Origin of the sequence: Natroniella sp. ANB-PHB2, assembly GCF_046097105.1 — a bacterium.
In the GTDB taxonomy this organism is placed as follows: domain Bacteria; phylum Bacillota; class Halanaerobiia; order Halobacteroidales; family Halobacteroidaceae; genus Natroniella.
Map to the genome: position 1 here is coordinate 1,338,346 of NZ_CP175562.1, position 17,359 is coordinate 1,355,704.

General features: G+C 33.8%; 17 protein-coding genes and 1 riboswitch. Of the genes, 3 read left to right on the top strand and 14 right to left on the bottom strand.

Annotated elements, in window-relative coordinates:
• Positions 1 to 26: 26 nt before the first annotated feature.
• From folE2 to ACKF5P_RS06695, 11 genes are all read right to left on the bottom strand, one after another.
• On the bottom strand, positions 27 to 839 hold the full coding sequence (folE2, locus tag ACKF5P_RS06645; protein WP_408954433.1) for a GTP cyclohydrolase FolE2: 813 nt from the start codon (positions 837 to 839) through the stop codon (positions 27 to 29).
• Between the two features lie 2 nt (positions 840 to 841).
• A complete protein-coding gene (locus tag ACKF5P_RS06650; protein ID WP_408954434.1) occupies positions 842 to 1,588 on the bottom strand; it encodes a radical SAM protein in 747 nt (248 codons plus the stop codon).
• Position 1,589: 1 nt separating this feature from the next.
• Positions 1,590 to 2,054 (bottom strand): 6-pyruvoyl trahydropterin synthase family protein, encoded by a 465-nt coding sequence (locus tag ACKF5P_RS06655; protein ID WP_408954435.1) that lies wholly within the window; start codon positions 2,052 to 2,054, stop codon positions 1,590 to 1,592.
• A gap of 476 nt (positions 2,055 to 2,530) precedes the next feature.
• Positions 2,531 to 3,208, bottom strand: coding sequence for a 7-cyano-7-deazaguanine synthase QueC (gene queC, locus ACKF5P_RS06660; protein WP_408954436.1), 678 nt, complete (start codon positions 3,206 to 3,208; stop codon positions 2,531 to 2,533).
• A gap of 200 nt (positions 3,209 to 3,408) precedes the next feature.
• Positions 3,409 to 4,167 carry an acyl-CoA dehydratase activase gene (locus ACKF5P_RS06665; RefSeq protein WP_408954437.1) on the bottom strand — a complete coding sequence of 253 codons (759 nt, stop codon included), beginning with the start codon at positions 4,165 to 4,167 and terminating at the stop codon, positions 3,409 to 3,411.
• Positions 4,164 to 5,165: a 2-hydroxyacyl-CoA dehydratase family protein gene (locus ACKF5P_RS06670; RefSeq protein WP_408954438.1), complete on the bottom strand. Its 1,002-nt coding sequence runs from the start codon at positions 5,163 to 5,165 to the stop codon at positions 4,164 to 4,166. The genes ACKF5P_RS06665 and ACKF5P_RS06670 overlap by 4 nt, the downstream gene beginning before the upstream one ends.
• 466 nt (positions 5,166 to 5,631) lie before the next feature.
• Complete coding sequence (locus ACKF5P_RS06675; RefSeq protein ID WP_408954439.1) at positions 5,632 to 6,627, bottom strand: universal stress protein; 996 nt, start codon at positions 6,625 to 6,627, stop codon at positions 5,632 to 5,634.
• 104 nt (positions 6,628 to 6,731) lie between these two features.
• Positions 6,732 to 8,042 carry a chloride channel protein gene (locus ACKF5P_RS06680; RefSeq protein WP_408954440.1) on the bottom strand — a complete coding sequence of 437 codons (1,311 nt, stop codon included), beginning with the start codon at positions 8,040 to 8,042 and terminating at the stop codon, positions 6,732 to 6,734.
• A gap of 15 nt (positions 8,043 to 8,057) precedes the next feature.
• Positions 8,058 to 8,708 carry a potassium channel family protein gene (locus ACKF5P_RS06685; protein ID WP_408954441.1) on the bottom strand — a complete coding sequence of 217 codons (651 nt, stop codon included), beginning with the start codon at positions 8,706 to 8,708 and terminating at the stop codon, positions 8,058 to 8,060.
• 53 nt (positions 8,709 to 8,761) lie between these two features.
• Positions 8,762 to 9,418, bottom strand: a complete 657-nt coding sequence (locus ACKF5P_RS06690) for a potassium channel family protein (RefSeq protein WP_408954442.1) — start codon at positions 9,416 to 9,418, stop codon at positions 8,762 to 8,764.
• Positions 9,419 to 9,435: 17 nt separating this feature from the next.
• Positions 9,436 to 10,770 (bottom strand): TrkH family potassium uptake protein, encoded by a 1,335-nt coding sequence (locus tag ACKF5P_RS06695; protein WP_408954443.1) that lies wholly within the window; start codon positions 10,768 to 10,770, stop codon positions 9,436 to 9,438.
• Between the two features lie 228 nt (positions 10,771 to 10,998).
• A riboswitch (cyclic di-AMP (ydaO/yuaA leader) is annotated at positions 10,999 to 11,143 on the bottom strand.
• Between the two features lie 184 nt (positions 11,144 to 11,327).
• Between ACKF5P_RS06695 and ACKF5P_RS06700 the strand changes: the two genes are divergently transcribed.
• Positions 11,328 to 11,621 (top strand): hypothetical protein, encoded by a 294-nt coding sequence (locus ACKF5P_RS06700; RefSeq protein WP_408954444.1) that lies wholly within the window; start codon positions 11,328 to 11,330, stop codon positions 11,619 to 11,621.
• Between the two features lie 118 nt (positions 11,622 to 11,739).
• Here ACKF5P_RS06700 and ACKF5P_RS06705 read toward each other — a convergent pair whose 3' ends face one another.
• Positions 11,740 to 12,399 carry a hypothetical protein gene (locus tag ACKF5P_RS06705; protein WP_408954445.1) on the bottom strand — a complete coding sequence of 220 codons (660 nt, stop codon included), beginning with the start codon at positions 12,397 to 12,399 and terminating at the stop codon, positions 11,740 to 11,742.
• A 13-nt stretch (positions 12,400 to 12,412) separates the two neighbouring features.
• Positions 12,413 to 12,910, bottom strand: a complete 498-nt coding sequence (nrdG, locus tag ACKF5P_RS06710) for an anaerobic ribonucleoside-triphosphate reductase activating protein (RefSeq protein ID WP_408954446.1) — start codon at positions 12,908 to 12,910, stop codon at positions 12,413 to 12,415.
• A gap of 654 nt (positions 12,911 to 13,564) precedes the next feature.
• Between nrdG and ACKF5P_RS06715 the strand changes: the two genes are divergently transcribed.
• A complete protein-coding gene (locus ACKF5P_RS06715; protein WP_408954447.1) occupies positions 13,565 to 13,924 on the top strand; it encodes a four-helix bundle copper-binding protein in 360 nt (119 codons plus the stop codon).
• 437 nt (positions 13,925 to 14,361) lie between these two features.
• Here ACKF5P_RS06715 and ACKF5P_RS06720 read toward each other — a convergent pair whose 3' ends face one another.
• Positions 14,362 to 15,450 (bottom strand): PRK06851 family protein, encoded by a 1,089-nt coding sequence (locus ACKF5P_RS06720; RefSeq protein WP_408954448.1) that lies wholly within the window; start codon positions 15,448 to 15,450, stop codon positions 14,362 to 14,364.
• Positions 15,451 to 15,794: 344 nt separating this feature from the next.
• Between ACKF5P_RS06720 and hcp the strand changes: the two genes are divergently transcribed.
• Positions 15,795 to 17,081, top strand: coding sequence for a hydroxylamine reductase (hcp, locus tag ACKF5P_RS06725; protein ID WP_408956633.1), 1,287 nt, complete (start codon positions 15,795 to 15,797; stop codon positions 17,079 to 17,081).
• The last annotated feature ends 278 nt before the right edge of the window (positions 17,082 to 17,359 follow it).

The window sequence follows — 17,359 nt, forward strand, 5'->3', positions numbered from 1 at the left end:
GCTTCTTAATTAATAGTTGACTTAAACTATCTCTTCCACTTTTCTAAGGTAGCATAAGCATCATGAGGATGGATTGACTCTTGATGCTTACTGCTGACTCGAAACCAAGTAACTCCCTTTTTTTCAGCCAAATTTTGTGCTACTAAACGAACTATATCCTCAACAAAACGTGGATTGCGATAGGCTTTTTCTGTGATATACTTTTCATCTTCCCTTTTCAAGATCGAATAAACCTCACAACTGGCTACTTCCTCTACCAGTTCAATCAGCTCCTCAATCCAAATCGACCCTTCATACCTAACAGCAACTTGAACATAACCACGTTGGTTATGAGCTGAATAATCACTAACCTCCTTTGAGCAAGGACATAATGTAGTCACCGGAACCTCTACCTGTAAAATATGATCATATTCAACCTCTTGTAATGAAGTCTCTACTCTACACTTATAGGGTACTAACCCTCTAAAATCAGAAACCGGAGCTTCTTTATCTATAAAATAATCAAACTCTACATCTAAATAAGCATCCTTAGCTTCCATTCTCTGCTGCATAGATTTAAGTACCTCTTTTAAATCAGGTTTCATCCGCTCAATGATCCAATTATCCGCTCTTAACTCGGCTAATAAGATTGGTAGACGACTCATATTAATCCCCTTTAAATTTCTTTCTAAATCAACAGCCAGAGCAAACTTCCCAACCGTCGAAATTACTTCACCACTGCGAGCTTTGATCTTAAGTGGATAAGTTAGATCATCTACTCCTACCTTATTAATAGCAAATCCATAGTCCCCTTCTTGATTTTGAATATCTTTTAGTTGATTAGTTTCTTTATTTTTCATATTTAAACACCCCGTGTCTCTTCTGGCCAAATAATTTTGTGAATTTGAAGGCTTAATCTTACCTTTAAGCCATTATTATTAAAATATTCTTCTTTAGCAGTTAAATAATCGACTAAATAGGCTGGAGGAAGTTCTCCAGACACCGGAGAAAAATTAACAACTACACCTTCTGCTGCTAAGATCTCTTTGTAATTATCAATGATATCTTCAGCATACTCAATATCCTCTTGGCTTCCAACTACAAACTTTAATTCATCTTTAGAATCTAACCTTTCTACATTTTCCCCTAATAGATCATACTCAAACATTCCAGAACTTGGACACTTAACATCAACTGTATAATTGATCTGGGCCAACAGACTATCAGTTAAAAAGCTTCTAAATTCCTGATTATTATAAAGGGGACAACTTCCATTAGTCTCAATTCTAACCGCAAAACCTTTAACAGCTAGATAAAGTGGTAGATACCTCTTAGGGTACTTAACCTCCAATGGTTCCCCTCCCGTACAGATAACCTTTTGTGAGCCAAATTCACTCACCTGCTCAACTATCTCCTCTGGTAGCATCCAACTAACATCTTCTCCATTTCGCTCATAGCTATATTCAGTATCACAATAACTACACCTCAAATTACAGCCAGCTACTCTAACAAAAGTAACTACCTCTCCAGCAGAAATCCCCTCTCCCGAAATGCTATTAAAGATTTCAACTACTGGTATTTTAGTCTCTCTAAATTCCTCAATCTCCATCTTATTCATCCTCTCTAATCTCAGCAAAACTGGTCGGCGTCTCCCAGACTTTAACTCTAGATACTCTAACTCCTTCTCCTTCAAGCTTAGCATTTAAAACCTCTAAAAAATAAACAGCCATCTCTTCAGCAGTCGGTCTAAAGTCAACCTTAACTACCTTTCTACCTTCTTTTTGTAACAGTTCAGCTATTTGATGCTCCACAACATCAGAAGAGCCTGTCCAATAAACAAAAGCATGATCAAAGGGATCAATTATCTCTTCTTTAACCACCTTCTTTAAATCTTTAAAGTCCAAGACCATCCCTGAAGCAGCTTCAGATTCAGTGATTAATTGTTCAGAGTTTCTAGTTACCTCAACCTGTAATTTATAAGTATGTCCATGTAAATTCTTACATAGACCTTGATGGCTTGCCAGCATATGAGCCATATCCCACGTAAATTCCTTAGTTATGCTTAACTTACCCATTCTTTTCCCTCCTTATAAAAATCAATGTACAGTTTACAGTTGAAAGCCTTAAAATCAAAATTAAAGTTAAACTTTATTGATATATTGTGTCACTTTTCCTTTATAAAAATCACACTCAAACCCATATTTACGAAAAAATTAAAAATCAAACTTTCTTCCGTGCTACCTTTTTTCTTGATAAAAAAGTAGCCAAAAAAATCAAGAAGAATTTGAATTTGTGCAACTATTAAAATCAAATCTCTCTTACTTAAAACATTAAGATCAATCTGTAAAATTATCTGCCCTTATCGCAGTCGCATAATTCTTCAAATAAAATCAAAACCCTGCAATCTAAAATTTAATCATTAAGGACATTTTGCAGTAATATCTATATTTTTAACAAATTATTATTTTAAATTAGTGTTAATTTGCGTTCATTCGTGGTTCCCTGTTTTTTTTGAAAGTGCCACAATATTGTAATATTACTCAACCTTAAACTACTTACTTTGATACTCTACCGGATCCTGATATCCCGCCTCTGCGAAAGCCTCTAGCCTCAATTTACAACTATCACACTCTCCACACGCAAGTTCTTCACCTTGATAACAAGACCAAGTCAGATCATAATCAACCCCTAACTCCATCCCTAACTCTATCTCCTCAGCCTTATTCATGCCAATAAATGGAGCTTGAATCTGAATCTTTTCCCCTTCTTCCACTGCACAGACAGTACCTTGATTAATTGCATTCTCCATCGCTGTAATAAAATCTTGGCGACAATCCACATATCCAGAATAATCAACTTCACTAACTCCAATAAATATATCTTGAGCACCTACCACTTCAGCATAAGATGCAGCATAGGATAAAAAGATCATATTTCGGGCTGGTACATAAGTCACTGGAATCTCATCTGAATCCTCTTTAGCAGCCGGAATATCTATCTCTTCGTCAGTCAATGCTGAACCTCCAAAGCTACCAAAATCAGTCTGTACGACTACATGCTCTGCTACTCCTACTTCCTCTGCCACTCGCTGAGCAGCTTCTAATTCTTTATCATGTCGTTGACCATACGCAAATGACAAGGCATAAACCTCATACCCTTTAGATTTTGCTAAGTACAAAGCTGTCGTCGAATCTAGACCTCCTGAAAATAAAACTACTGCTTTTTTCATTAATATCACCCCACCTAGAATTTAATTAATATCTAATATTGAATAATTAATAGTTGAAGATCAAACCCTTAGAATTAAAGAACTTTAAACACTTTTTTAATTGTACATTGTTCATTGTCAATTGTCCATTAGCTTTATTAACTATCAATTATCAATTTATTTTAGTTATTCAATGCCTTTAATTGTTCAATATTCATTATTCATTGCTTTAATATCCCGTAATAACAGCACCCAATAGCTCCATTAAACTGTGGCTCAGCTAGAGAAATTACTTCTTGATAGTCCTGTGTTAGATAATCTTTAATCGCTTTATTTTGAGCAACTCCACCAGATAAGACCAACCTCTTTCCTTTAAACTTAGTCAATAAAGGATCTAACCTTTTGTACATTGAATAATTGACCCCTGCACATAGCCGTTCTATTTTGGCCCCTTCAGCAATCTTACCAATTAATTCAGATTCGGAAAAGACTGCACAGGTGGAGTTAAGCTCTACTGGATTGTGGCTATAATCTGCCAACTCCGTCAGTGGAACCTCCAATACTTCAGCCATATTCTCTAAGTATCTACCACAAGAAGCAGCACACTTTTCATTAAGTTCTAAATCGGTAATCAATCCCTTTTCTACCCTGACTACCTTAACATCCTGTCCACCTACATCCAATAGAACAAAATCCTTTAACTCAGTTTGATAAAAGACACCATAGACATGAGCTTTCAATTCATTGATCGTTTCAAACTCCTTTAAATCAGTATTATTCTTACCATACCCCGTAGAAATTTTAATATCAGCATCTTCTACACCTAATTTTTTGAGATCGACTACTATCTTACCAGTAAAATTACAATAATCTCGATAAAAAGACATGGTACTTACCTTAAACTGCTTGCTAATCTCTTGATTATCAATTACTACAACCTTTACCTCTCTACTTCCTAGATCAATCCCTAGTAACTTCAAGCTTGTCCCTCCTTTAAATCCCCTAGCATATCAAGAAAAGCCTCTAACCTCAACTTAGTTCTAGAATCAAGCTGATTGAGCTTATCACCTTTGATATTCAAAATTGGTAATTCTAGTTCATCTTTAACCACTATCTGCTCAATATTTCGATGGCAAAATGCTTGAGTATAATGAATAATTCCATCTAGCTTTCTTTTTTGAATCTGCTTGTTAAGTTCTTGTAGCCTAAACTCTAGATCATATGGATATGTATAGTCATGATATAGTTGATAAATATTATCAGCTTCTTGCCAACGAGGGAAGGCAAATTCACGTTGGACTTCATTATAGATAATTCGAGCTCCAAATTCTGTTACATGCTGATAGAGGTCAACTGTCATCGGTGGCACTCCAATCAATCCCAATCTAAACTTAGGCTCATTTGCTTCTCTTGCTTCAATTTCTATAATCTTCTCTGCTAACTGTTCTTTAAACAACTCAGGCTCTCCATTAAAGTCACTACAACTGACCTGATAAAGATGATTTTCAAAACCACTTGCTTTATAACTTTGGTAAGTCAATCTATCTATCTGTTCAGCCAAAGCCCGAATTTGATTAAAATCCTCTCTATATTCTTCAATACTTTCTTGACTAACTCCAAAACATTCTCTAAATCGCTCAATCTCTGCTCTAATATCTGCTAATTTTCGCCCCTGAGGATAAGAGAAGGGATGAATTTTGACCCCTCGTTTCTCCAACACTGCAGCCAAAGCTTCAGTATTAGAACAATCACCAGCAATTACCCCCACCACTTCTTTAATTTCATGAGCTACACAAACACCATAAAGCCCCTTAGTCCAAGCACAGCAGCTTTTAGGAAAGCCATCCCTTTCAGCTAAATCTATGTAATCAGAATAATTATCAGCAGTCACAAAAATATTGTTAAGATCAATTACTTGATAACCTGCTGCAAATAAAACTTCACTTGGTACTGTAGTTGTAATTCCTATTTTACTCATGCTCCACCTCCAAAGTTAAAAACATTTAATGATTAATATTTATGTGAGTCAACTTAATACATGATTTTCTAATCACCTTACTTATTATATAATTTATCACTTTGAACCCTTATAACACCAAAAATCGTCTCAATTTAACGCAGATAAAAATCTAAGTAAGGTTGCTTTTAGTTTTTTATTATTCAATCTTCATTATTCAATATCCAATAAAAAAAAGAGGCACCACTGCCCCTTATATAGTAACTTGTTATTAGTAAATTTTAATTACAAATCACCAGTCACTAAATTTGTTGGCCCGTAGTTTTGTTTATAGACAGGATGGTTGCGAACTGTCTGATTCAATTTTCACTGACTTATTATAGCATATAATCTAGTAGTAGTGCAACAATAACCGACAAAATCACCTAACAAAAATTATAAAGAGGCCTGGATTAACCCAAGCCTCTTTTCTTAAATTTATTTTTAATCAAAACTTAGGTGGCTCTTCACCTTCTACTGTATCTTCTTGAGCAATCTCTTCTTCAATCACTTCAACCTCCTGATCATAACAACGAACCATTAAAACAGAAGTATCAGCCTTATCAGCTATGATGTCTGGAATAGACCCAAAGAGTAGATTCTTAAAACGCCATTCTTTAGAAGCACCCATAACGATCAAATCATAATTATTATTGGCTGATTCACTTAAGATACCATCAACTACCTCTCCTGCATAGACTACCTTAATATTTACCTCAACCTCACCAGTTATGATTTCTTCAGTTTCAGCTAATGCCCTCTCTTCTTCAGCTTGAGCATCAACTCCAGCTTTAACAACTCTTAAGACTGTTACTTGCCCTTGATAGTTAGCTGCTAAACGTTGAGCAACTTCAACTCCCCAATGAGCATGTTCGCTACCCCGATAAGGTACTAAAATATGTCGAGGCTGTTCTAAATTATTATCCTTCAAAACCCCCACAGGACAAGGTGCTTGCCTGACAAGATTTTTAACTAAACTATTATAAATATTGCCAACACTAAAAGAACCACGCCAACCTAATAGTAAAAAATTAATCTTTTCTTGTTTAACTATATTATTAATTGTGTTAAATCTATTACGAGAATATAAAATTCTAGGATTAATAATAATCCCCTCTTTTTTACCAAACTCAATAGCTAACTTTAACATTTCTTGTTGTACACTATTTCTTTCAGATAATGTTTCTTTTCTATATTCCGCTAAATCTAATGGTGTCTGACCTGGAAGCTCTATAATATTTAAAATAGTAACTTCCCCCTCTAAAGAAGAGGCCTTAAGTAATCCTGAAGAAATATTAAGCATTGCTGTCTTATTATTTGGATTAGCTATTGGAGTTAATACTTTATATCTATTCTCTTGTATTAAATCATCATTTACATCTGTACCAATTTGACTAACAGATTCTTCTTCAACTTTAGAAGTGAATATTTCTCTCCAATTCACATTATTAATAGCTCCTTAATTAGTAACAACTTAACCTTTAATCTAACATATGACTAATTATATTATACCAAAATCCACAAACAACAGAAAGATCAATTTCTAAATTATTCATCTTCAAAATTATCATAATAATGTGGTGCTTTTAATGATTTAAGTTTACTAACATAAGATTCCTGATATATAGTGTCATTTCTAGCAATCCATGTTCCAATAAAACAGACTATCGTGGCTGGTTTAATTAACTCCATCCCAAAAACTTCCGCTGCCATTAAAGTCATTGAAATTGGAATATGGGCTGCACTACCTAATACTCCTACACTCCCTGCCGAAATTAAAGCAATCGGATAAGGAAAATTAAAAATTTGAGCCAAAAATGCTCCTGTCAACCCACCAACTACTAAACTCGGCACCACAACCCCTCCACTTGCTCCTGAGCCAAGAGTAAAAGACGTAGCTAATATTTTTCCTATAATCATTAAAAAGAGCATTCCTGTCGTAAATTTACCTTCAATAGTTACAATTTCAAGTAAAGATAACCCTGGGCCAAGAATATGAGGTGATACAGCTAAAGCAGTTATTCCTACAAAAACCCCTCCTAATGCTGTCTTAAAATAAGGAGGTAGTTCTAACTCTTCACTAAAATGTTCATAACCATGTAAGATCTTAATAAATAATAGGCTGATCAGCCCAACAATTACACCAAATATTATAAAAAATAAAATATCTCTAGTCGGTATAAAGGTATACTCTAAAGGAACAGGAAAATTAAAGATTCTAGTCTGTCCTAGCATAACAGCATAAACAAAATAAGCAGTAATACTAGAGATAAAACTGATAAATAAATTATCATAATCTAAATCATCTCGATAAATAATTTCAGCACCAAAAATTCCACCAGCTAAAGGAACAGTAAAGATTGAACCAAAAGCAGCACCCATTCCACAAACGGTAATCTTTTGAATATCTTTCAATTTTAAGTTTAGCTTTTCACCAACAAATGAAGCAATTCCACCCCCCATATGGACTGCTGGATCCTCCATTCCAGCTGAACCCCCAAATACAATTGTAAAAACACTAGAAATTAACTTGACTGGAACAACAATGATATCAATTTTTCCCCACTTTTCATTGTAGGCTTTAATAATTGCATCTGCACCAGGGCCAGCAGCTTCAGGAGCAAAAGTTGACGTAATTACACCACTCATAAATAGCCCTATAATTGGTAATATATACACCAAATTAGTCTTAGTCAATGCAGCCAATAACCTAGTTCCTAAATCCAAGCTACTCTTAAAAATAACACCTGCAAACCCTACTATAATTCCTATTAAAACAGCTAATACCGACCATTTTAATATATATATTAAGGATGACGAAATATCTTCTACTATTTTTTTAGTATTTATATTCTTCATAAACTATTCTCCTCTCTAAAAGATACTTGTCTTTATCTCTTTATACCAGTAAATAACCTCATCACCTTCATTAAATTCTTTAATATCTGATGGTAAGTGATAATTATTATCCCTTAAAATAAGAATAGGATAGGCATTCCCTGCAACCTTTTCTTCAAATCTAGCAATCGGCAAGCCTCTTAAATCTGGTTGCTGACTAACAACTATCTTCTTTAGTTCAATCTCAAGATGAAGATCATGAATTAATTCCGCAAAGTCAGCTCCATTTAAACGAGTAACTATTTCAGCTGAAATAGAATCAGCTGGATAAATTGTATTATCCAAATCCATAACCTTAGCCAACTCTTTATATTGATAAGTTCTTATAATTAAAATAATCTCTGGTATCCCCATTTTTTTAGCTGCTTTACCAGCTAAAAGGTTAGTTTTATCTTCTCCAGTGGCAGCTATAAGTGCTCCCGTATTTTTATTTCTAGCTTTTTCTAAAACTTCAGGGTATGTAGCATCCCCATAAACAATTTCAGCATAGGAATAAACTTCAGAGATGTATTCACAAGTCTTTTTATCCTTCTCAATCACAGTTATCTTATACTGGTGAGAGTGTCCCTTAAATAGTTCTAACAGCTTCTTTCCAGTTCTTCCTCCACCTAAAATAATAATATGCATTATTAATCTCCTCCTTTATTTTTATAATCTCTCTGATTCATCAAAACTTAAATCTAATCACACATTTCACTAACTACTTTTTCTAATTTATCTTTATCTCCCATCACCACTAATAAATCACCTTGACTTATTATATAATCTGGCCCTGGTGAGACATTTAAACCATCTTCTGTCTTTGCTGCTATCACATTAACTCCATACCTTCTTCTCAAATCCAACCCCTTTAAACTATGCCCTACTAAATCCCCTGTTGCTAATATTTCAGCAACTCGATAATAAGGTGATAATTCTATATAATCCAATAAATTAGCAGATATCAAATTATTAGCAAGACGTTGGCCCATATCCCGTTCAGGATAAACAACCTTATCAGCACCTATCTTGGTCAATAAGGTACCATGTAATTTATCTTGGGCTTTAGCAACAACACGTTCTATCCCTAGCTCTTTTAAGATCAATGTTGCTAAAATATTAGCATTTAAATTATCGCCAATACTGACAATAGCACTATCAATCTCACTCAATCCTAATGATTTCAAAGCCCTTTCATCTGTGCCATCTGCTTGGACAGCATGGGTTACATAACTACTTATATCCTGAACCCTTTCTTCATCATAATCTATCGCTAGTACATCATAACCTTTATCAGTTAAGGTTTTAGCTACACTTGTACCAAAACGACCTACCCCTATTACTGCAAATTGCTTCATAATTCATTCCTCCTCTTTTAACCAACTAAAATTCTCTCTTTAGCATATTTATAATTAGCTTTAACTTTTCTTTGTGCAATTGCTACTATAATCGTCAACGGGCCAACCCTACCAGCAAACATTGTAATAATAATCAGAACTCTTCCTATTCTCGATAAGCCACCTGTTATCCCTGTCGATAGACCAACCGTACCAAAAGCAGAGACTGCTTCAAATAATAGATCCAAGAATTCTGCTTGCTCAGTAATATTTAAGATCATAGTGACTACTAACACTAGCAACATAGCAATCAAAACGATCGAAATAGCATTATAGATATCATCTTTATCCAATCTTCTTTTAAAGACTTCTATTTCATCTCTACCAATTACCCGAGCATATAAGACTGCCCCTAAAACACCAAAGGTAGTCGTCTTAATCCCACCACCAGTTGAGCCAGGTGAAGCTCCAATAAACATCAAAATAATCATAAATAGCAAAGTAGCACTACGCAATCCTCCAGTCGGCACAGTATTAAACCCAGCAGTCCTTGGTGTAACAGCTAAAAAATAAGAAGCTAATGTTTTTTCGCCTAAGGTCAACTGACCCAATGTTGCAGGGTTATTATATTCCAAAGTAAAAGCAACAAACATTCCGGCAATAATTAAGATAAGAGATATACTTAAAACCATCTTAGTATGTAATGAAAACCTCTTGAAATTTCTATTATTATAAACCTGAGCAATGACAGCAAAACCAATTCCACCAATAATAAACAAACCACTAATCACTAAATTAACTACTATATCCCCGGTAAAATTTTCTAGACTATTACCAAAAATATCAAATCCAGCATTATTGAAAGCCGATACTGAATGAAAGATCCCAAAATAGAGTGCCCGCCCTACAGGCATATCTTGGACAAATCTAAGAAATAATAAGAATGCACCAATCGCTTCAATACTTAAAGCAACTGTCACTACATACTTAACTAACTTAACAAGCCCTGCTAACTTAAATTGGTCAAGATCCTCTTGAATAATCAACCTCTCTTTTAAAGTAATCTTTCTACCCACCAACATCGCAAATAGAGTAGACATCGTCATCAAGCCCAAACCACCAATCTGAATCAAAAACATAATCACCACTTGCCCAAAGGTTGTAAAAAACTCTGCTGTATTTTCTACAGCTAAACCTGTCACTGCTGTAGCAGACGTAGCAGTAAATAAGGCATCTAAAACATTCATACCCCCTTCTTGAATAGTTGCAATTGGTAAACTCAATAATCCTGTTCCCACTACAATAATTATCAAATAACCTAGTGATAATATCTGAGCTGGAGAGAGGCTATGTATATCAAATCTTTGCTCCATTATTTATTCCTCCATTAATTAACAGTTTTACTATAAGCCAGCAAACCTCCATTTATTTCATCAATAATTTAAGGTTTCATGTTATTGTTCCTTCAGTTAATCAATTTTATTAATTTTTTCCAAAAAATTATAATAAATTAATATCATAGAACAAAAAAAGACTACGGCAGGTAGCCGTAGTCTTTTTATAATTTAAGTTACCTATCTCTAGGTAGTGATTAAAAGACTTTCTACCCTTTTGAACGCCTACGAGGTTAGCTGTCGGGCTCAGGTCAAAAGGTCACCTTACCAAACTTACTGTCAGTAAATTCAGATTCGCCCCAAAAAAGTGGGTCCCCCGTTTCTAAATACTAGAACTAGGCGGTTATATAGATATGTATTATTAAGTTGTTTATGCTACTGTTTATGCTACTATAATCTTTTCTATTTGTCAAGCAAGAAATCACTTTAAATTAATTTCTAAAAATTAGAACACCAAAGCCTAAAAATTCCCACTTTATCCTCTGTATTATCAGCCAAAAATTTGCTCATTCTATTTATAAGGAGGGGATTAACTAATGGAGTTTCTCGAACAGATAGAAGAGACAAACACAGAAGGCCTTTGCTTTGAAGTCAAACATAAAACCTTGCAGATTCCTCGCAACCTATACCTAGATAAATTGGATAATTATGATGAGCCTTTTAGCGAGGAAGCTGCACAACATCTAACTCAAAAATACCTTGATTGGAAAGATGACCAAGGATTATTAGGAATGATCAGAATCGAAGATAATCCAGAAGAAAACCTTGTTAAATTAGATGTTGCAGTCAGGTATGTAATTGAATGTGAAGGGTTAAAGAACAGTTTATAGTTTGCAATTGATAACTGATAATTAAAAATCAAACTCTTAAAATCAAAATATTTAAAGAATTTAACTGCGAATTTTATCAATTATCAACTTTCAATTCATTTTAGTTATTCAATATTCATTATTCATTATTCAATGCCCTTATCGTTTCAGTTAACTTATCAATCGCATCATCATAGCTCCACTGATTAAAAGAAGGGTGAGGAATTCCAGCAATAATCTGTTGGCTTTGAATCAGTTCCAAATCCTCCTTGGCCAAACCTAAATAAGCCTCTGCTAGCTTACCACACGGCACTAAATATTTATTATTAGATAGCTTATCTAATGCTTTTAATAACCGCTCCTTAAAATTAGCTACCAAGACCTCTTTAACCTGATTCCACTCTTCTTTCTGATGGCTTTTACTCTTATAATTGGTTCGCAATTTTTCTAAGATAGCAACGACTCTTTCATCCTCAACACTTAAGTCATACTCCTTTAACCCTCCTTTTTGCATTGGAGCAGGTGCTACATTTAATATACTAAACTTACTTAAATTTTGATACTGCTTTTGATAATCTTCCTTGTGGCTGACCAATTTACCAAAAGGCTCCTTAAACTGCTTCCCATAAATATTCTTCGTCATCTCTACTCCCGAACTACCTGCTACTGGATAGCCATGCTTCATCTCCTGAGTATGTGGCGATTCAAGGATAAAAGTAATCACCGATTCCTGATTAATTACATCTGGAACATTATAGTTAGCAAAATAATCTCTTGTTAACTCTTGCAGTTCTTTCAAATTGTTCACCCCTTTATAATTTTACTTCGACTACTTTATCTGTTCTTAATGACTCCTTGACATCAATCACCCGTTGATTATAAGAACCACGATAGTTCAAACTCAAATCCTCTTTATCTTCGTCAAACAGACCATCGATCAAAACATCAGTCAACTTTACTAAAGATAGTTTTTCTTGATCTTGAATCAACTCTTCATATAAAAAACCTGTATAAGTAATAATATCAAGCTCTTGATCTAAATTTTTAATTTTTTGTCCTAACTGAGCAAACCTTGTTGCTTGAAAGAAGGGATCTCCTCCCGTAAAGGTAACCCCAGTAATTAAAGACTTCTCCTTAATCTGCTCAATTATCTCTTCTACCTTAAATAATTTGCCTGCTGTAAAAGAATGTGTGGCTGGATTATGGCACTTTGAACATTGGTGCTTACAACCTTGGGCAAAGATAGTAAATCTCACTCCTGGCCCATCTACTACACTCTCTGGTGTGATTCCTGCTAATCTAAGCTCCATCAATCTCACTCCTTAATTATTAGTGTCAACAAAAAACCAGAGGATAATTCCTCTGGGACTAATTAAAAACGATCTAGTATTCGATTATTAATTAAAGATAAAGTTCAATTTTCCTGCTTAATAATGAAAGTTATTAATTTGGTATCATCGGCGTTAACTTAAGATAATTTTTGATATTATAGGGATTAGAAGTGAAACTTTATTACAATATTATATCACTTAAAAAAATAAAGCAACCACGAATTTATACTAATAAAATATCTCATGAGTTTTTATATTGTTAAGAATTTTAGTTTGTTTGAAGGATTTATGGAATTTCAATAAAAGATAGTATTAATAGATCAACTTTAATTTTTCGCATGAGAGATTTAATTTCAATATCTGCACAAATTCAAATTCTTCTTGATTTTTTGGCTACTTTTTTATCAAGAAAAAAGGTAGCACGGAAGAAAGTTTGTTTTTTAACTTTTTCGTAAAAATGGTTTTGATTTTAAGGGTTTGGAATGATATTTTTATTCAATTTTTTAATAAGATAAGTAGATAAAACTAAGAATAGGCATAACCTTAAAACCTCCTTTTAATTACAATAATAAATCGTAACAACTTATCAAATACTATTTATAGGCTACTAAAATTTAAAGGAGGATTCCAATAATGGAAACTATGATGGAGACTCATATGGATAGATATCAAAAATGTATCGACATCTGTAACAAGTGTATGGCAGAGTGTGAATTCTGCTTGGATGCTTGTTTGCATGCACCTGACGTAGATAAAAGAGTAGAGTGTATGGAGTTATTAAAGGATTGTATTGAGATCTGTTCTATTTCTGCTAAATATATGGCAGGTAATAGTCGATTTGCTAGTCAAATCTGTGAATTATGTGCTGACATTTGTGATGCTTGTGCAGCTGAGTGTGAACAGTTCGAAGATGCTCATTGCCAAACTTGTGCTCAAATCTGTCGTGATTGTGCTGCTGAATGTCGCAATATGGTACAAGCTCACCAATTTTAATATTATCAAAACGAGTAGTCTGGAGTTATTATCCAGTCTACTCGTTCTATACTCAAAAGATAAATTCTTCGCTAGATAATCTAGCTTTAATCTCTTCAATTACCTCTTTTTCTTCCTCTTCATCATCAGCTACAAAGATTACAGGAGATTGGTAATTTACTGCTTTAAAACTATAATTTAGTACTAGAAACTCTTCTCTATTTCCGAGTTTTTATAACCCAAAAAATCTCCTTGAACCACTGATAAATTATCACTTTAAAATTATAATTTCCTACTAGTAGCTCTTTACTGCTTTTTATGTATCAGTCGTTGACCACCAATCAGTAGCCAACAACTGTTAAATTTTAATTCGTAACTCATGATTTAACGCTCTTGATCTTTAACTATTCTCTATTAAATATTAAATATTCATTGCTCTTCCTTCTATTCTCTATTCATTATTCTCTGTTCATTGTTTTTAAGATCTCTTCCTCCACTTTTTGTCTCCGCTCTTCTACAGCATCAAAGTCCATCGCTTCAATATAATATTCCTCTAGTTCATCATGCAAAAATTTAGCTTGCTTGATCATATCCCTAGCTTTATCAATTACTATTTGATATCTTCTTTTAGTATTAGCTATACTACGCTTATTATTTTTAATAATTCTTGGATCAACACATTCCAACATATTAACAATTTGATCACCTTTGTAAGCAGGATCAACTACATGAGGTGCTGTTCCATCAAGCAAAGCTACTTTCAATTCATCAATCATAAGTAAATCAATACTATCAGGATCAAAAGAACAGTGGCAATAACAAATATTAAACCCTCTTTCTCTAGCTGCTTGCCCCACCTTCTTAACTAGGGTTGATTTTCCTGTACCTGCTCTACCTTTAATGATATAGCGATACTCCATATCTTGAGTTATATTGTCAAAATAATTAACCGTTCCTTGTGCTGTAAAAGCACTACCGAATAGATGCCTTTCTGCTCCTAACTGCTCTGCCAACTTCTGATCTCCTAAAATCTGCTCGATTAACTCTTCTGCTTTACAATTAGCTTTCTGAAAATCCATTCCTTCTAAATAATAATCTTCCCACTCATCATGAATCAATTTAGCTTCTTTAAGATAAGCATAAGCTTTCTGAAAAGAATTCCAGACCCCTTTACTCAAACTTACTATTTCATCTTTATTCTCTTTTAATGGTGATCTATCCCAGTACCTGCCTAGATTTATTATCTCACCTACTGCTCCAGGATATTTAGGATCAACTAAATGAGGAGCTGTTGCATCCAATAATGTTACTTTTAATTCAGGAATTACTACTCCATCAAGTGATTCTTTATCTGATGAACACCAATGTTTTTCAAGATCGTAGCCTTCTTCAACCATTTTTTCTGCTATTCGTTTCATAAATGTCGATTTACCTGTGCCAGGGCCTCCTTTAATCATAAAAATTCTATCACATTGATAAGGAAGATATTCAAAAAAAGAATAAAAACCCTGACTTGTATTTCCACTAGAAAAATAATTTTTAATCATCAGTTTACCCCCTTACTTAATTCACAAATAATAGTTTCAACTATTATAATCTTTATGTATTGATTTAAACTATTATATCTGAATCATACATATCAATTTAATCTAAATTTTGATAAACAGATTATGAATTATTACTATATATCCTTTTATTTCTTTTTAAGTTTTATTTTGAAATATCTCAGGATTCGTGACTTAACTCACAGAAGTTATCCGAGTATTCCTATATAATTTATTTAAAGTTAAGAAAGATTAAGATAAAAAATTATTTAGAGGAGGAATTATCAATGTTTGGAATTTTTAAAAATGATGAAAAAAATGAAACTAAGGTGGCTCCAACACCTGAAATGTTCTGTTATCAATGTGAACAAACACCATCTGGTGGTTGTACAAAAGTAGGTGTTTGTGGTAAGAACCCTGATATCGCTAGTCTACAAGATACTATTATCTTTGGGTTAAAAGGTGTTGCTGCTTACGCAACTCATGCTCGTGAGCTTGGTTATACTGATGATGATGTGAATGAAATTACTCAAGAAGCTCTTTATACTACACTGACAAACTCTAACTTTAATTTAAACGAACATATTGGCACTGCATTAAAAGTTGGAGAAGCTACAACTAAAGTAATGGATTTATTAGATAAGGCTCATACAGATAGATTAGGCACTCCAGCACCAGTGGAAGTTAGTCAAAACAAGGTAGAAGGACATTGTATCGTAGTTACTGGTCATAACCTTTATGCATTAGAAGAATTACTTAAGCAAACTGAAGGGAAAGGAATTAATATTTATACTCACTCTGAAATGTTACCTGCTCATGGTTATCCAGAATTAAATAAATATGACCATCTAAAAGGTAATGTTGGTAAAGCATGGTATGATCAACGAAAATTATTCGCAGAGTTCCCTGGGGCTATCTTAGGTACTACTAACTGCTTAATGCCAATTAGAGGAGATTATGGCGATAGATTCTTCACTTATGGTACTGCTGGTTTAGAAGATGCCCAAAAAATTGAAGATAATGATTTTTCTCCATTAATTGAAAAAGCATTAGAACTGTCAGAAGCTAATATTGAATCTGATGAAACATTAACTACTGGATTCCATCATGAAACAGTATTAGGTATTGCACCAGAAATTGTAGAAGCAGTTAAGGAAGGTAAAATTCAGCATTTCTTTGTAATTGCTGGTTGTGACGCACCTACTAAGGGTCGAGACTATTATCGAGAGTTAGCAACTTCTTTACCAGATGATTGTGTTATCTTAACTACATCTTGTGGTAAATTCAGATTCAATGATATTGACTATGGTACTGTTCCAGGCACTAATATTCCTAGATATATCGATTTAGGCCAATGTAACAACTCTGGTTCTGCAGTTAAAATTGCTCTAGCTTTAGCTGAAGCATTTGACTGTGAAGTAAATGAATTACCAGTTAGTATTGTATTGTCTTGGTTCGAACAAAAAGCTGTTGCTATCTTGTTAGGACTATTTAACTTAGGTATCCAAGATATATATGTTGGCCCGTCTGTACCAGAATTCTTATCAGGAAATGTAGTTGAAGTATTACAAGATAACTTCAATTTACAAGTAGCAAGCGATCCAAAAAAAGATCTTGAAAATATGTTAGGTTAATCCCCTTTTTAAACATAAATAATTGTCTTCAAATAAAAAGACCTCCAAGTGGAGGTCTTTTTATTTATTCTTCTTTTATCTGTCAAGTATATTCTAAGCTCCACTTATGCAAATCAATACATAATACCTAGCGGCATTCAAAGTCGCTAAATTGACTTCTAAAGTATCATCTACATAAACCTCTACTAGCTTCTATATCTAACTCAATTAAAATCTAATTATCTTACCTTAAACCCTATTCAAGTAGTTACACTTCTAACAATTAATAATAAAATAGC

Coding starts and splice junctions, on each gene's coding strand:
- hcp (WP_408956633.1), top strand. CDS start 15,795: ATGTTCTGTTATCAATGTGAACAAACACCATCTGGTGGTTGTACAAAA.
- ACKF5P_RS06695 (WP_408954443.1), bottom strand. CDS start 10,770: ATGGAGCAAAGATTTGATATACATAGCCTCTCTCCAGCTCAGATATTA.
- queC (WP_408954436.1), bottom strand. CDS start 3,208: ATGAAAAAAGCAGTAGTTTTATTTTCAGGAGGTCTAGATTCGACGACA.
- ACKF5P_RS06715 (WP_408954447.1), top strand. CDS start 13,565: ATGGAAACTATGATGGAGACTCATATGGATAGATATCAAAAATGTATC.
- ACKF5P_RS06690 (WP_408954442.1), bottom strand. CDS start 9,418: ATGAAGCAATTTGCAGTAATAGGGGTAGGTCGTTTTGGTACAAGTGTA.
- ACKF5P_RS06655 (WP_408954435.1), bottom strand. CDS start 2,054: ATGGGTAAGTTAAGCATAACTAAGGAATTTACGTGGGATATGGCTCAT.
- ACKF5P_RS06685 (WP_408954441.1), bottom strand. CDS start 8,708: ATGCATATTATTATTTTAGGTGGAGGAAGAACTGGAAAGAAGCTGTTA.
- ACKF5P_RS06700 (WP_408954444.1), top strand. CDS start 11,328: ATGGAGTTTCTCGAACAGATAGAAGAGACAAACACAGAAGGCCTTTGC.
- ACKF5P_RS06650 (WP_408954434.1), bottom strand. CDS start 1,588: ATGGAGATTGAGGAATTTAGAGAGACTAAAATACCAGTAGTTGAAATC.
- ACKF5P_RS06670 (WP_408954438.1), bottom strand. CDS start 5,165: ATGAGTAAAATAGGAATTACAACTACAGTACCAAGTGAAGTTTTATTT.
- folE2 (WP_408954433.1), bottom strand. CDS start 839: ATGAAAAATAAAGAAACTAATCAACTAAAAGATATTCAAAATCAAGAA.
- ACKF5P_RS06680 (WP_408954440.1), bottom strand. CDS start 8,042: ATGAAGAATATAAATACTAAAAAAATAGTAGAAGATATTTCGTCATCC.
- nrdG (WP_408954446.1), bottom strand. CDS start 12,910: ATGGAGCTTAGATTAGCAGGAATCACACCAGAGAGTGTAGTAGATGGG.
- ACKF5P_RS06720 (WP_408954448.1), bottom strand. CDS start 15,450: ATGATTAAAAATTATTTTTCTAGTGGAAATACAAGTCAGGGTTTTTAT.